This window comes from Pseudomonas sp. MWU12-2345 (assembly GCF_023242385.1).
Taxonomy (GTDB): Bacteria; Pseudomonadota; Gammaproteobacteria; order Pseudomonadales; family Pseudomonadaceae; genus Aquipseudomonas; species Aquipseudomonas gingeri_D.
This window is the reverse complement of record NZ_JALLJA010000009.1, coordinates 211,992-225,967: the sequence shown is the minus strand read 5'-3', so window position 1 is coordinate 225,967 and position 13,976 is coordinate 211,992. Positions and strand designations below refer to the sequence as shown.

The 13,976-nt window shown below is 51.4% G+C and carries 13 protein-coding genes; 3 read left to right on the top strand and 10 right to left on the bottom strand.

Going from position 1 to position 13,976, the window contains the following annotated elements; all coding sequences use genetic code 11:
• Window positions 1-207: 207 nt before the first annotated feature.
• The 4 genes from M5C71_RS19305 to M5C71_RS19290 form a co-directional block, all read right to left on the bottom strand.
• Complete coding sequence (locus tag M5C71_RS19305) at window positions 208-573, bottom strand: hypothetical protein (protein ID WP_248768512.1); 366 nt, start codon at window positions 571-573, stop codon at window positions 208-210.
• On the bottom strand, window positions 573-1,541 hold the full coding sequence (locus M5C71_RS19300) for a hypothetical protein (RefSeq protein WP_248768511.1): 969 nt from the start codon (window positions 1,539-1,541) through the stop codon (window positions 573-575). The genes M5C71_RS19305 and M5C71_RS19300 overlap by 1 nt, the downstream gene beginning before the upstream one ends.
• A 433-nt stretch (window positions 1,542-1,974) precedes the next feature.
• Complete coding sequence (locus tag M5C71_RS19295; RefSeq protein ID WP_248768510.1) at window positions 1,975-2,250, bottom strand: hypothetical protein; 276 nt, start codon at window positions 2,248-2,250, stop codon at window positions 1,975-1,977.
• Window positions 2,251-2,369: 119 nt separating this feature from the next.
• Window positions 2,370-2,672: an antibiotic biosynthesis monooxygenase family protein gene (locus M5C71_RS19290; RefSeq protein ID WP_103495755.1), complete on the bottom strand. Its 303-nt coding sequence runs from the start codon at window positions 2,670-2,672 to the stop codon at window positions 2,370-2,372.
• A 487-nt stretch (window positions 2,673-3,159) separates the two neighbouring features.
• On the opposite strand from M5C71_RS19290, the gene M5C71_RS19285 reads away from it, so the two are divergent.
• Window positions 3,160-4,224, top strand: a complete 1,065-nt coding sequence (locus tag M5C71_RS19285; protein ID WP_248768509.1) for a carotenoid 1,2-hydratase — start codon at window positions 3,160-3,162, stop codon at window positions 4,222-4,224.
• Window positions 4,225-4,320: 96 nt separating this feature from the next.
• Here the strand turns inward: M5C71_RS19285 and M5C71_RS19280 are convergent, their stop codons facing one another.
• A complete protein-coding gene (locus M5C71_RS19280; protein WP_121138785.1) occupies window positions 4,321-4,581 on the bottom strand; it encodes a hypothetical protein in 261 nt (86 codons plus the stop codon).
• A gap of 1,261 nt (window positions 4,582-5,842) precedes the next feature.
• Between M5C71_RS19280 and M5C71_RS19275 the strand changes: the two genes are divergently transcribed.
• Window positions 5,843-8,137: a UvrD-helicase domain-containing protein gene (locus tag M5C71_RS19275; RefSeq protein WP_248768508.1), complete on the top strand. Its 2,295-nt coding sequence runs from the start codon at window positions 5,843-5,845 to the stop codon at window positions 8,135-8,137.
• Window positions 8,138-8,579: 442 nt separating this feature from the next.
• Here the strand turns inward: M5C71_RS19275 and M5C71_RS19270 are convergent, their stop codons facing one another.
• The 3 genes from M5C71_RS19270 to M5C71_RS19260 form a co-directional block, all read right to left on the bottom strand.
• On the bottom strand, window positions 8,580-9,602 hold the full coding sequence (locus tag M5C71_RS19270) for a hypothetical protein (protein WP_248768507.1): 1,023 nt from the start codon (window positions 9,600-9,602) through the stop codon (window positions 8,580-8,582).
• A gap of 162 nt (window positions 9,603-9,764) precedes the next feature.
• Window positions 9,765-10,253: an RES domain-containing protein gene (locus M5C71_RS19265; protein ID WP_248768506.1), complete on the bottom strand. Its 489-nt coding sequence runs from the start codon at window positions 10,251-10,253 to the stop codon at window positions 9,765-9,767.
• Window positions 10,250-10,759 (bottom strand): antitoxin Xre/MbcA/ParS toxin-binding domain-containing protein, encoded by a 510-nt coding sequence (locus M5C71_RS19260; protein ID WP_103495764.1) that lies wholly within the window; start codon window positions 10,757-10,759, stop codon window positions 10,250-10,252. Before M5C71_RS19260 ends, M5C71_RS19265 begins: the two co-directional genes overlap by 4 nt.
• A 355-nt stretch (window positions 10,760-11,114) precedes the next feature.
• On the opposite strand from M5C71_RS19260, the gene dusA reads away from it, so the two are divergent.
• Window positions 11,115-12,116 carry a tRNA dihydrouridine(20/20a) synthase DusA gene (dusA, locus tag M5C71_RS19255; protein ID WP_248768505.1) on the top strand — a complete coding sequence of 334 codons (1,002 nt, stop codon included), beginning with the start codon at window positions 11,115-11,117 and terminating at the stop codon, window positions 12,114-12,116.
• A 156-nt stretch (window positions 12,117-12,272) separates the two neighbouring features.
• Here dusA and rssC read toward each other — a convergent pair whose 3' ends face one another.
• Window positions 12,273-12,755 (bottom strand): anti-sigma factor antagonist RssC, encoded by a 483-nt coding sequence (rssC, locus tag M5C71_RS19250; RefSeq protein ID WP_103495766.1) that lies wholly within the window; start codon window positions 12,753-12,755, stop codon window positions 12,273-12,275.
• Window positions 12,755-13,936 (bottom strand): two-component system response regulator RssB, encoded by a 1,182-nt coding sequence (gene rssB, locus M5C71_RS19245; protein ID WP_248744939.1) that lies wholly within the window; start codon window positions 13,934-13,936, stop codon window positions 12,755-12,757. Before rssB ends, rssC begins: the two co-directional genes overlap by 1 nt.
• Between the last annotated feature and the right edge of the window lie 40 nt (window positions 13,937-13,976).

Here is a 13,976-nt window from a genome sequence, read left to right as displayed (position 1 = left end):
TATAGCTGAGACCGGCGATATTCGCTGATGCTATGAAACACCTCAAGCTTTCGAACATGAAACTTTTCGAGCAGGCGAAAGTGGCGTGCCGCCGCTCAGGAGAAGCTTACGGAAGTTACTCAAGCATGCACAAATCGACACCAGAGAACATGAAAAAATGTGTCAAAAGTAGCTACAATTTGATACACATCCATAAGAAGGCATTTATTAAAACTGTTGCCATCCCCAATAAATGATAGCAATCGATAAAAACAGCATCCCTAAGTAAAAAGGGACGACGAACCAGCGCCTGAGGGTTATTGGAATGGACTCCAACTCTTGCTCGGTAAGCCACCCACGTCGTATGCAACGCGTTGAAAACACGAAAAGCCCACCGATGGCAAACGTCCTCGCCATTCGGTCGTTGTAGGAGTTACCTCTCCAGTATCGGCGTTCCGCCATCACCACCACATTATCCTTGAGGTAAACCTCAGCCAGATCCAGCTTGGTTTTAGCGACATAGGCCGAAAGACCGAGACCAAAGAAAATCAGGAGCAGAACTAGAAAAGCACCCGCGATCTCTAACGTCATCATCAATGTGCCCCCTCATAAATCACATCCCCTGTAAACTCTCCCGCTCCTCCCCCGAGCAGTCCGCCGATATAGCCACCTGCGGCTCCACCAATGATTCGGCAACTCAACGCTCCCCATCCCCCTGATACGATGCCCAATCCAAGGCCGCAAACCAGCAGCCCCGCACGTGCTCCAAATTTTCCTCCGTAGTAAGAGCCCGTAATCCCGCCCGCCGCTTTGGCTCCTTCCACATAGCGCGCCTTCCTGCACTGTTCCTCCCGCCCCATCGAACACGCCTCCTGAATCGCCAACCCCGCCGCCCCCACGTCCAGCGCCATACCCACATAGCCACCTTTGCTCAGGAAACGGGAGGTGCTGGCAATCTTGTTGATCCGTTGTGCATACCCGTCGACTTCCTGGCGATGCAGGTAGCTCCGGGTGGAAATGCCGAGCATCTTCTTGATCGACTTGTTATGCCGCAGGCTGGTTCCGTAATGGCCGACGCCCTGGAGTTGCGTGTCCAACTTCTGGAACAGTACCTGCCGCTTGGCGATGAACTCAGCCCTGGCTGAAGCACCGCCTTTCAAATGCTGCTGATGCAGTTTTTCGATTTCCTTCAAGGTGTCCTCAACCCCACTCAAATGCCGTCCCCAGGCCGCCGTGGTGCTGCCGATGCCAATCGAGCTGTAACCCAGCAACCCCTGCAACAAATCATAGTTGTTCAGGATCTCGACACCTGCCCTGGGTTCGAGGCTCAGGGCCAGATCGACTTCCCGGGCCCGGGTCATCAACCAGGCTTCTTCAAAGGTGCAGGAGGCCGTGCTGTCGTCGGGTACGATCACCAGTTGCCCTGGGGTGACCATCGAGCGGCGCAGGTGACTATTGGTCGTGTCAAACTTGGTGAACGCATGTGAGCCGCGCTGTATCAGCAACTGGCTTTTTAGACTGGGGTAATGGGTGGTCTTTTCATTGATGAATCCGTGCGCCATGCTCCACATCCTTGATGTGTGAAAGATGACGACGGATATAAGGGCAGATAAACACTGAAAAAAAGAGCAGCTTCGCTGCTTAATACAGATCCTAACTAATTATCAGAAAAATCCTACTAATCAGCCAATACTGATAATACCTTACAAAATAGGAGCGTGCTCGCTCGACCGCGATCAAATAGCCCGTGATCATTTCGTTGAACGCCACGCCATGCCGCGTCAGGGCCTTATGCGCGATTCAACAAACCACAACACATCACAACCAGCTTGCAGACTCAATCCTGGATCGTTTCAAATCCCCCCCTCACTCCGGGACTGAACACCAAAGCCCTACCCTCGGAGATCTGTAGTGTCCCCAAAGCATTGGCGTTCCTATGTCAGGGTGTACAAAAAAACCGCCGATTAGGGCAGCTTTTGCTGATTCAAAGGTACTTCAGCCGGCAAGGCGGCCAACAGGCTCGAATTCGGCACCCTGAGCAAGGGCAACGTCAAGGAAACGGTTGCGCTTGTCAGAGCGCTTGACCAATGCGGCACGGGCCTCAGCCTGGAAGCGAGCGGCCATCATCGGCTTGGGTTCATGCTTAGGCTTTTTCATAGACACCTCACGGGTCATGAGATTTGATGGAGTAGCATTAATGCTCAACGGCAATAACAAGGCGGCCGATCGGAGGATCTGGTAGCGGTATCCATTTCCACGATTTTTAGACATGCAAAACCAATGGGACAATGCTGATTGCCGCCAGAATAACGCCTGAGAACTAGATGGGTTGGAGCCTTTCGTTTCGAGGCGTTACATAGAGCTTTCCGCTGACACCAATACAGAGTCAGCTAGGCTGGAATCGTTGGACCAAGGTGCAAAACGGTTGCGGGACCAGCCCTGAAGGTAGGGTTGTGTGTACCCGCCGCAATCATATGAGGCGTAAGGTCATGAGCCGCCAGGGCTGATGTCGATGCCCATCGCTCCATCAAAACAAACTGGTCGTCATTGCCAGCAACCCGATGAAGATCGTATTGCAGGCATCCCTCTTCATTTCTGACCAGTGGGGCAAGCTTTTCAAATGCATCAATCTGCGCCTGCCCTCGCCCTGCCTGGGTGGAAATCAAAACAACCAGCTTCACTTCACTCGACATAAACAGGCCCCATGCTGGTATTCAGAAGTTTGATTGCACATTGCGGTAATGCCACCGATCCGACGGATATGGCTGGAAAGCATGATTGGCGCCCGTACAGCAAGCCGGGTCGGAGTAGCACTTGCCCTTGGGGGCCATGCTGGCAATGTCTTTTCGGCATCCAGCCCTGAATAACCAATGGCATCAAATTGATATTGCAGCTTCAGAATTGTCAGCTAGCCTTATCGGCCAGGACGTTTGAAACCCCGACCCCAATAGCCGGCCCATAACGATGCTCCTCTTTCATGGAAGAAGACATGACCAGCCCAGGTGTCACCTCGAGTGTGCGACACCTCTTCTTCGCCCTGACAGCCCTTCCCCCGCCGAACCGGGTTGCCCCGGCCTTCGCTGACAGTAGATTTCTTTCTCCTGCACAGGCGCACAGCAGTGCGCGGGTACAGGCGCGGTCGACACCCACCATCTGGTTTCCATAGAGAGAGGCGACATCATGAAGTCATCGCAGCTTGCGCATCCTCCTGTTCCTGTTCCCATTCCCCCGTCCGAAGTGGTCCTCCACCTTCCCAAGGACCAGTACCTGCACGTCGGCGCACCGACTGAATGGTGGTGGCATACCGGCACGCTCAAGGCAGGCGAGCGTGTCTTCGGCTTTGAGATCAACACGGCGGCGTTCTATCCGTTGGGTTTCTTCCAGGTGATGCTGACGGATGTAGAGAACCAGAAGCACTATCAACTGACCTCCTTGATTCCGGGTATCAAGGATTGGGCGGAAAGCGACCCGAGCAAGGACTGGTGGGTGAAACAGACAGGCCTCGACGGTGTGTCCTATGTGACGATGAAAGCGCCGCAGGCTGATCCGACAAAAAACATGCAGGTAGAAGCCGTGATCGTGGACACGGACACCAAGACGGTCGTGAAGTTTTCGTTGAGGATGTCACAGGAAGGACGCCCGCTGTTTGTATGGGGCCATGGTGTGCGGGACTATCCGGAAAAACCGGGTGGCCTGAAGCAGAACAACTACTACTACTCGCTGACACGGATACACACGGAGGGGACACTGACCGTCGGCGACGATGAGTTTGCGGTGAAGGGGCTTACGTGGATGGACCACGAGTATGGCAATTTCGGAGACGCTGCCCACCCGGTCATGTGGTTCCTGCAGGCCATGCAGTTGGACAACGGAGTGCACATCTCGCACTACACGACATTCAGCAAGAGCGCTCCTGCGCCAAAGCTCGATGTGCCGGTGCCGAGCAAGGCAACGATCGAGTTCCCCGATGGAACCACCTACTTCCAGACGGATTGCACGATGACGCCGACCGGAAGAACCTGGACCGGTCCGACCGGCGTGGTGTTCTTCATGGAGTTCAAGGTCGAGATTCCATCGTTCGATGCCGTGCTCCATGTCGTCAGTTTGGTGGATGCGCAAGACTTTCCCTTCCCCACGCTTCCTGGCACCAAGCCCAGTGATACCTATGAAGGCGTGGCCAAGGCCAGCGGTACCTTCAAAGGCAAGCCGGTGCAGGGCACGGCCTGGAACGAGCAACAGTCGTAGGGGGATGGCCCCGATGTCTTTGTTTCAGGCATCGGGGCCGGTCTTGCTCGGAGGAGAGATCAATCGATCGACGCTCCCACGTTGGGCACTCCGCTGTCAGCTTCTTATACGTTGCTCGACGACCCGCAACACATCACAACCGTCTTGCAGCAACAACGCGGCCACGCCAGAAATGCGCATCAAATCGATGCCGTCCGAGTGATGAGTGCTCATGCACGACACGCTGTCCAACATATCCCGCGCAGACGTAATGCGTTGGGCGGCACAAGCCAGCAGATCATGCAGTGGGGCTTGTCTGTCGATGAAGAGGATGGTGTGTTCGGTGGGTTTGGATGAATCGAGAGGGGTGTAGTCCATTGAGTGAAGCTCCCGTTGGTTGCCAAGAGCTGTTGCCATTCCGACCGGCCAAAGTCGTTCGCGGAGTTTGCCGCGAAGGCCAACTGTAGGCCGCAGGGTATGGCGATGCAACCGAAAGTAGTGGTGCAGCAACCTTCAGCAACACTCACACATTCGGAGCTTTGTACTCACTCTACCGCCGCTTCTTCGTTGACCAGTACGACGTCACCACGATGATGGCTTGGGCAGCTTAATAGCTCTTCCCCCTGCTTTACCTAGGCCAGGTAACGACTCCGGCAAGCCCAAAAATCACCAAAATGATCGCGGCGATACCACCTGCATCTGTGACCACATATCAGCGTAGGTAATCAGGTCGATTCCGTGCAAAAAATCCGCCTATTTTGAAGAAAAATTTTTCGCCCTAGCGTGATTTTTTTGTTGATATTAGTGATTGCAAATTGCCATTATACGCCATTAGGGAAAGCTGAGAGGGCATGATGCGAGTATTAACTAAAGAAACTGCTATCGGTAAGTACACTCAGGGATCAATTTTCAACTGCCTACAAGTTTCAGATGGGAGTGAGCGATTTGGAATAATCGTAACGGCTCGATGCGACATCGCACATCAAAAATCACGCCCCCTCGTATGCTTGCCGATCTATCATCTGTCTGACTGGATGCAACACAGAGGAAACAATGAAGTCGCAGAGCAATCTAGATCCGCAATTCACAACCTAATTTCAGACATACTTAAGAAATACGACATTTCAAACAAAGCGATTGAAATATACGGCCTAGATAAAACATTGGAAATTTTAGACCAAAAAAAAAATCAAGAGCGCAGACAAACTAAAGCTACAAGAACTTGAAGGTTTTATCAAGAGAAACGAAGTAACAACAAAAAACAAAACAATAAAAGAAAATCGAAAAAAATATTTAGACACCATAATTCAAAATCTACGAAACGATACATTTTTTTTGGAGCGAATAATTCACAATAACGAACCTCCAACAGGTTACGTAATAGACTTGTCAGAGCCTATCTGCCTTTCAAAAAAAACTCTAGGCGAGATATCAAAGGGGCTTGAACACATAAAATATGAAAGAGAAAAAGATACAAACTATAAAAACATAACCATAAAGCAAGGCGAACAAGCATACTTCATCTCAACTCTAATTTCCCCTTTTGTAGAGCTACTACTTCAACGATTCTCACATCTCTACAATAGAATAGGCACCCAAGACATTGCAAAAACCGATCTAACTACAGTAAGGAAGCTATATGAAATTGACTGAATTTTTAGGCATAACGGAAGAGTCTGCAAAAGCGATAATAAGCAATAGAGAGCTGCAGAGTATTGATTTTGAAACCTCTCTTTCACTAATCAACATACTGTGTGGGCGTGGAGAGCCTCAAGATGCTGGCGCTATAGGTTTAAGGCTTACACCGTATAAAAGTGGACAGATTCTGCTTTCCCCAGGCGAACAATATAACGCCGAAAAAAACACAATAACCATTGACTTTGAAACACTAAGTTTTTCTGACGTATCGCCGGCCATGATTTTAACTGCGATACAAAAACTATTAAGATTCGCAATAAAATTCTGGAATAATTTAAATCTTAACAACAATGAGTACTTACCACCAGGCTCGACAAAGGCGATAATTTTTCCATTCCCAATTACAGCCGGAACATCTTACAGGCTAACCATTGAGCGAAATGCAGGAGAGCGCAGGCTTTCAAAACGCTTTTTAGGGAAGCACTTATTAACGTATAAGTTTGGGACCACTGAAGGCAACGGCGCAAAAGAAGAGTTCTCCACCACAAATTTCAACAAGTCAATTGAAGCAATATTTGATAGAACCTTATATAAATCTGAACCTGAGCCATCCCCTCAAAGCAGTTTGGTCTTCAACACCACAAATTTAGACGGCGAACAACTTTCAACCTCCCTTTTGTTAGGAGCGGAAGATCCTTATAAAAAACTATCTTCAAAACAAATTGAGTTCATAAACAAACCTTTCAACTTACCATCTAGAATCGAGGGACCAGCGGGTAGTGGAAAAACAATCTGCTTGGTATTAAAGTGCCTACACTGGCTTAGAGAAGCACATGGATCGGGAAACGCTGTAAAATTTCTGTTTATTGTACCAAGCCAAGAAATGGCACAAAACGTCCAATATTTTTTTGAGATTTTAGACCGAAATCAAAGCTTTGATAAAAACAACGACTATCAGAAAGTGGAAATAAAAACACTTCAGGACGTTTGCAGCGATTTTTTAAAAAACGACATTCATGAATCTGAGCTGTTAGACGAAGACACATTCGAATCAAAAAACATTCAACTCCTTCATTTAGTCGAGGTACTGCAAGAGTACATATCAGATTTAGCAGGCCACAAGGAATTTATCTCAAAAGAGCTGTACGAGTTTTTTGAAAAGGACGACCTGTTCAAGATTGCCGAACTAATGCGGCACGAAATAAGCGTAGTAATAAAAGGACGCTGCGACGAAACATTTGATAATTATCGTTTAGTCTCCAGACCTGCCTACGGCCTTCCAATCAACTCGGAAGAGGATCGTCGGTTCATTTTTGATATCTTCAACAAATACTCAGAAATACTAAACAAACTTTCACAGTTCGACGTAGACGATATTGCAATATCAGCCATATCCAAACTAGACTCACCAATATGGCGCAGGAGACGGAACCAAGAAGGGTATGATGCGATCTTTATAGATGAAGTCCACCTCTTCAACATGAACGAACTTTCGCTCGTTCACTTTCTAACAAAAAACTCCAAAACGACACCTATAGCGTACGCAATTGACCTATCTCAAGCATTAGGCGATATTGCATGGAACGATGCCGAGTTCTATGAATCCATAGGAATTACTTCATCTGAAGAAAAAACCACATTAAGCGCAGTTTTTAGGTGTTCGCCATCTATCACTGACTTAGCGTTCTCTATTACGTCTCACGGGGCGAATATTTTTACAAATTTTGACAACCCCATATCACAAACCCCTTATATCTATGGAGGCCTTGTCGAAGAAGAAGCACCACAATATTTCATGCTGAACAATCAGAAAACCCTGCTAGAGCAGACATTCAAAGCGGCGGAAAAACTACGCACCACGAAAGGTCTAAAACGGCATCAAATTGCAATTATATTTTTTGATCGATTTCTTTTTTCAGAAGCAATAAAATACGCGTCAGATAACAAAAAACCCATTTCTCAGATTCTAAAGCGCGGAGATATAGAGGCGATAAAGACAGCTGAAAAAAGCTCGGCGAACATAGTTGCTATCTCAGACTATGTAGGCGGATTAGAATTTGAAGCAGTTATATTAGCAGGTGTAGACAAGGGCAGAGTACCTAACACAGCAAACATCACATCAACGGCAAGTAAAATGTACCAAAACTACATATCACATAACAGACTTTATGTTGCAGTGACACGGGCAAAAAATATCGTATGGATTATAGGAGAGGAAATTCGCGGCTCTTCTGAAGTCCTCGAATCAGCAGTCCACAACAACAAGATAATAGTACAGAAAACTTATAGTTTCTAAAACAGCCTTGCCTAGATGTGGCAGCCAAAATAGAGCTGTCACATCCGAGTCTAGATAGCGATGTTACTTACACAACGCACCCTAGACGCCCCCATTACTCCGCCTTTAATAGTGCGTCGAGTGATTCTTGGCTATGCCACTGACTAGTCGCTGATAATGACACAGACGAAAGTACGACTCAGCCGTAGACAACGATGAGAAAACAGGTTCAACCGATTAGGTGGTATAGAAAAGTTGACAGATTTATTTAACCCTCACTGATAGCCAACAGGCGCGAAAATGAGATGGATCGATTTAACTTCAGAGACAGCCTTCAAGCACCAGTAGCGGAAAAACTGGAAAATAAATCCGTTCTATTCCCCACGCTCTACGCCATCAGACGAAACCAATCTTTCAAAGTCAATTTTGGAAATGGGGACGGATTTATTTAACTCAGGCTGTATCAGCCCAACGCGCCCACACTTTCACGAACACCGGATGCGAGATCCTCCAGGCTTGCTCCAACATGAGATGTTCTGCGCATGACATAATTATCGCCGACTTTATCGAGATCAAAAGTCATCAATGTATCGGGAACAACAAGATCACTATCAGCGACATTTATTTTCACACAAAACACCCCCATCATATGCAACTGAACGAGAACATAAACATCGCTTGCAACGCACACTGTTGCCAGAAGATAGCTAAAATTCAATTCTACGGGGAAAGCGGTAGGCAACAATTGCAACTGCAATACCGGCCCATTCCACGCCATCGACGAATCGATTTTCCCGTTAAGAATATATTGCCTCATAGACTCGAACTCATCACCAAAGCGGCAGCTTTCATCAAGTACGCTGAGCAAGTAAGTGAACGCTATTTTCGATAATCCTCGATCACGATAGCCGACACTCCAGTCCAAAGAAAAACTCATAGAAGCATTTCCTGTAGCTAAGCAACTTGCCATTGCTAAGAGCTGACGCCGATTCGCCCAAGCTACGAACATTTCTAAAAGGTCACGCCAGCCGTTAGCCGTTATGAGGTCGCCGTCGGCCCAAAACGCGACGCCGACCGCCGTCTCTGGTACGTCATTCACGACCTTATCAAAGAAGTCTAGAGCGAGCGGGCGCGAGAGGGTATCAGGAAGAAAAAAATAGCTGATCGGCGCTTTATCGGCACTGGTCAAAATCACCTGTGGCGGCCGATAAAGTCCCGATGCCCCTAACCCCAATCGGATCGGTGGAAATCCAGGCTGAATCTCTAGACTCAGCGGATGCCCATGTTGGTCGAACCCAAAAATAGGAGCGTTACGTCGTCCTCGCAATCCTAGTTGAGCCCGTATCATCGAAATGAAATTCGATCCTTTCAAAAATTGCTGTTCGAAAGAGGAGTTACAACGCGTCTGACATCCATGGCATGATGCGCGCTTCAAGAGAAAATTACTGGCAAGAGCTTTAGGAATTATGTGCTCGTCGGTGAGCATGTCTTTTTCTTCACAACAAAAAATGCACTGCATATCTTCCTCCAACAAGTTGCATCATGCCGCCCCTATGTTACAGCTTGTCAACCCAAACAATTGCAGTATGACCAACGAACCAGCAAACTTAAAATAACGCATCCCCCTCCCCCCCTTGCCAAACACTGCTTACTTAAGCAACCGAGTATCCAGCCCAAACTGCTCCTGCGACACAAGCCTGAACTGCTCAGCCGCCAAATCGCAGCTCACCAGCAAATTCCAGGAATGCCGAGTCACCGCCGAAGGGATCAGCACGAAGGGATGCTGCGCCAACAACTCATCAGCAAACTGTCGCTGATTGGGCGAGGGTAACGAAGGGACAAGCCAATTCGGGTTCGGCACATCTTCTGGCTGCACAACCTTGATAAGCGACGAATCCAGCACCTCAAAGCACGTCAGCACATGGGGCACCCTATCCAGTGCATCGACCCCCAAGTGGGCCGCAACTTCCAGAATAGCCGTGGACGGGTCGGACGACGCATAAATCACCCGGCGGCCGGGTGGGTTCCATCGGCCACCGGATCGTTGCGCACCAATGCCACTGTCCCAGGTGTCCTTGTAGATCTCTCGGTCAAGGCGCCAAGCGTGCCACCGCCCGTCCCAGGGCAAAGGAATCATTGGTAGACCCCGTGTTCAATCCGGGTCAGGTAATCCTCCACCACCTGGAAGCCAAGCGAGTTCTCGATCAGTTCCAGCGGGACATTACCGTCCAGGTACTTGCAGGGTTTCTTCAGCCAATCCTCAGCCAACTGCTGGCTGCCAAACACGTTGGTGGCGTGCTCCAAGGTCTGGGCATACTGAAACGCAACCGTACTTTGCTGCTGGTTCAGGCGTACCGGCTTGGTCTCTTTCGCCAAACGCTGGACGGTCCTGACAGACTTCCCTGTAATGCGCTGAACCAGGTCGTGCTCCATGTACAAAGCGGATGTTGAAAGCATGTCCCTGACGTCACTCAGGTCAAAGCCTTCCTGCGTGTACCGGATAATCAGCATGCGCTCATCACCTTTGCGGCCATGTAATAGCACCTCAGTAGGTTTTCTGGTAACACTCTCTGTCCTTGGCACCGTTACTCCTTTTCCTGTGGATTTAACGGTTGGCTTGTTAGCTGGCTTCGCTGCAGACATGGCGGTGACCTCCCTACGACATTTGGCACAATCATAGCGCCAAATGTCGCGATGCGAGCAGCTGAGTTTACCGGCCTAAGCGTCGCGCCCTTCATCTGCTTCCAGCGCGGCATCCAAGGAGAGTGCTTTCGCGCAATACAGCAGAAGGGAGAATGGGCAGCAACAATAAGGGTAGTGGGGCACTCGAAGCGCTCAAGCCAGCATTTGAAGCGAAACATTTCAAACGCCTGCTGCCCTCGCCAGCCCCGGCGATCAAACCCATTTCCTGATAAACTGCGCCCCATTCAGCCTCACGCCACTCAAGCCCGCGCCCTGCCCCATCCGCGCCGGCTGCGCCTACAGCGACAGACCTTCCATGCCTTTGAACGACGCTACACCTTCCCGCTCCGAGCCATCTCGACGCTTTAGCGTTGCACCCATGATGGACTGGACTGACAGACATTGCCGATTCTTCCTACGCCTACTCTCCAAGCACACCCTGCTCTACACCGAAATGGTCACCACGGGCGCCATCCTTCATGGCGACCATGAGCGGTTCCTGCGTCATAACGAAGCCGAGCACCCACTGGCCCTGCAATTGGGTGGTAGCGTGCCGGCTGATCTCGCCGCCTGCGCCCGTATGGCCCAGGACGCCGGTTACGACGAAGTGAACCTCAACGTCGGCTGCCCCAGCGACCGGGTGCAGAACAATATGATTGGTGCCTGCCTGATGGGGCATCCGGAGCTGGTGGCCGATTGCGTGAAAGCCATGCGCGATGCCGTGTCGATTCCGGTCACGGTCAAGCACCGTATCGGTATCAACGGCCGTGACAGCTACGCCGAACTCTGCGATTTCGTGGGTAAAGTGCAGGAAGCCGGTTGCCGCAGCTTCACCGTGCATGCGCGGATCGCGATTCTGGAAGGTCTGTCGCCGAAGGAGAATCGGGATATTCCGCCGCTGCGGTATGACGTGGCGGCTCAGTTGAAGCAGGACTTTCCGGGGCTGGAGATCATCCTTAACGGCGGGATCAAGACGCTGGAGCAGTGTCACGAGCATTTGCAGACGTTTGATGGGGTGATGCTGGGCCGTGAGGCGTATCACAACCCGTATCTGCTGGCTGAGGTGGATCAGCAGTTGTTTGGCAGTGCAGCTCCGGTGATTTCACGGGCTGAGGCCCTGGCGCAGTTGCGGCCTTATGTGGCGGCCCATATCGCTGATGGCGGTGCGATGCACCATATCACCCGGCATGTGCTGGGGCTGGGTACCGGGTTTCCGGGGGCGCGGCGGTTTCGGCAGTTGCTGTCGGTGGATATTCACAAGGCCAAGGATCCGCTGGCTTTGCTGGATCAGGCTGGGGAGTTGTTGGAGGGACGGTAGCGTGATCGGCTAGAGACCGCGTTATCGTTCATCGCTGGCAAGCCAGCTCCCACAGGGGACCGCGTCAAGCCGGCACCTCCAGGTTCGGGAGAAGCGCAAAAAGGGCGGCACCTGGGAAGGTGTCGCCCTTTTTTGTACGCGCTCGGCGTCAGTCGGTCAGGAACGCTCCAGCGCATTCACCAGGTCGTGGAAGGCTTCGCGGTTCGAGTCGTTCAGGCCCATCAGGATCTTGTGCGCTTCCAGCACCTTGACCCGCACCACCTCTTCCGACTGGTCCTGCGACGGCAGGTCGGTCAGGCAATCCGTGCACGGGATCGGATGGTTGACGATGTTGAAGACCTGGTCAAAGCCCATGGACTGCAACAACCGGGTGATGTCTTCGTGGGTGGTGACCACGGTCGGCAACAAGCCCACCTTCTGCCGCGACAAGATCGACAGTTTGGCCAGCAAACCCAGCGTGGTGCTGTCGATGCTGCGGGTTTCCGTCAGGTCGATCACGATCGCCGAAAAGTTCAGCGCCGTGAAGATCCTTTCAATTGTTGCATCCAACGCTGAACAGAGGGTCAGGCGAACTTCACCGACAAACTTCAGAACGAAGGTGCCATCCTGCTCGGCGAACTGGATTCTACCGGTACTCATCAAATGTTCCTGCTCAACACTAACAGGGCGATATCATCCGGCATCTCCCCTAGCGTGGCCAATCCAAAGACCTGGCGCAAGCCATCCAGGCTGCCCCCGGCTGTTTTTACCAGTTCAGGTAAAGCAGCCTCTTTCTCTTTGAGTGTATCTTGCTTCAAAAGGTCCAGAATGCCATCAGACATTAGCGTCAAGCTGAACGTCGGCGGCAGTTCCAGGATGTGATCTTCATAGGTGGCCTCGTTGAACAAGCCCACCGGCAAACCACGCCCTTCCAGGTAACGCACGCTGTCCGGGGTGTAGAGCACCGGCAACGGCAAATGCCCACCAATGCTGTAGGTCAGCAATCCGGTTTCTTCATCGATCACGCCGCCGACCATGGTCACGTGCTTGCCCAGCTTGCAGTTGATCAGGCCGCGGTTGATATGGCCCAGCACCTGCGACGGGGTGAACTCCGGCAAGGTGCCGTTGCGCTTGGATTCGAACAGCAGGCGCGTGGTCATGAATTTCAGCAGCACGGTGACGAACGCCGACGATGCCCCATGGCCGGACACGTCCGCCAGGTAGAACGCCACGCGGCGCTCATCGACGCGGAAGTAGTCGACAAAATCGCCCGACAGGTACAACGACGGAATGATCTGGTGCGCGAACTGGAAGTCGTCGATGCTCCACGGGCTGGTCGGCAGCATGTTCATCTGCACCTGGCGACCGGCGTTCTGGTCTTCCTGGAGCAGGTGCAGGCTGGCTTCGAGCTCGCGGTTGGCGGTTTCCAGCTTCTCGCGGTAGCGCTGGTTCTCCAGCAGCAGCCGCGCACGATCCAGCGCCCGGCGCACGGAGTGCTCCAGGACGGCAAGGTCCTCAAGGGGCTTGATGAGGTAGTCCGCGGCACCCAGGCGCAACGCTTCGACAGCGTCGTTCATGACGCCCGCGCCGGACACCACGATAACCGGCGTCTGCGGCGACAGGTCGGTCACCTGACGAATCAGCTCGAGGCCGCCCATCTGGGGCATGCGCAGGTCGCAGATCACCAGATCAGGCTTGGACTGCTCGAATACCTCAAGACCCTGCAAGCCATTGCCGGCCTGCAGGACGCTGAATCCGCTGTCTTCCAAGTAGGCCGCAAGGCTTGCACGCACTACTTCGTCGTCATCAATTATCAGCAGCGTGGCACTGGTTTTTTGCATGTGGGCAAACGGCGCCAGAATTAGGTTGGCGTAGACAGCA

Coding starts and splice junctions, on each gene's coding strand:
- M5C71_RS19295 (WP_248768510.1), bottom strand. CDS start 2,250: ATGTCTAAAAATCGTGGAAATGGATACCGCTACCAGATCCTCCGATCG.
- M5C71_RS19270 (WP_248768507.1), bottom strand. CDS start 9,602: ATGCTCACCGACGAGCACATAATTCCTAAAGCTCTTGCCAGTAATTTT.
- M5C71_RS19260 (WP_103495764.1), bottom strand. CDS start 10,759: ATGTCTGCAGCGAAGCCAGCTAACAAGCCAACCGTTAAATCCACAGGA.
- M5C71_RS19265 (WP_248768506.1), bottom strand. CDS start 10,253: ATGATTCCTTTGCCCTGGGACGGGCGGTGGCACGCTTGGCGCCTTGAC.
- rssC (WP_103495766.1), bottom strand. CDS start 12,755: ATGAGTACCGGTAGAATCCAGTTCGCCGAGCAGGATGGCACCTTCGTT.
- rssB (WP_248744939.1), bottom strand. CDS start 13,936: ATGCAAAAAACCAGTGCCACGCTGCTGATAATTGATGACGACGAAGTA.
- M5C71_RS19290 (WP_103495755.1), bottom strand. CDS start 2,672: ATGTCGAGTGAAGTGAAGCTGGTTGTTTTGATTTCCACCCAGGCAGGG.
- M5C71_RS19285 (WP_248768509.1), top strand. CDS start 3,160: ATGAAGTCATCGCAGCTTGCGCATCCTCCTGTTCCTGTTCCCATTCCC.
- M5C71_RS19280 (WP_121138785.1), bottom strand. CDS start 4,581: ATGGACTACACCCCTCTCGATTCATCCAAACCCACCGAACACACCATC.
- M5C71_RS19275 (WP_248768508.1), top strand. CDS start 5,843: ATGAAATTGACTGAATTTTTAGGCATAACGGAAGAGTCTGCAAAAGCG.
- M5C71_RS19300 (WP_248768511.1), bottom strand. CDS start 1,541: ATGGCGCACGGATTCATCAATGAAAAGACCACCCATTACCCCAGTCTA.
- M5C71_RS19305 (WP_248768512.1), bottom strand. CDS start 573: ATGATGACGTTAGAGATCGCGGGTGCTTTTCTAGTTCTGCTCCTGATT.
- dusA (WP_248768505.1), top strand. CDS start 11,115: ATGCCTTTGAACGACGCTACACCTTCCCGCTCCGAGCCATCTCGACGC.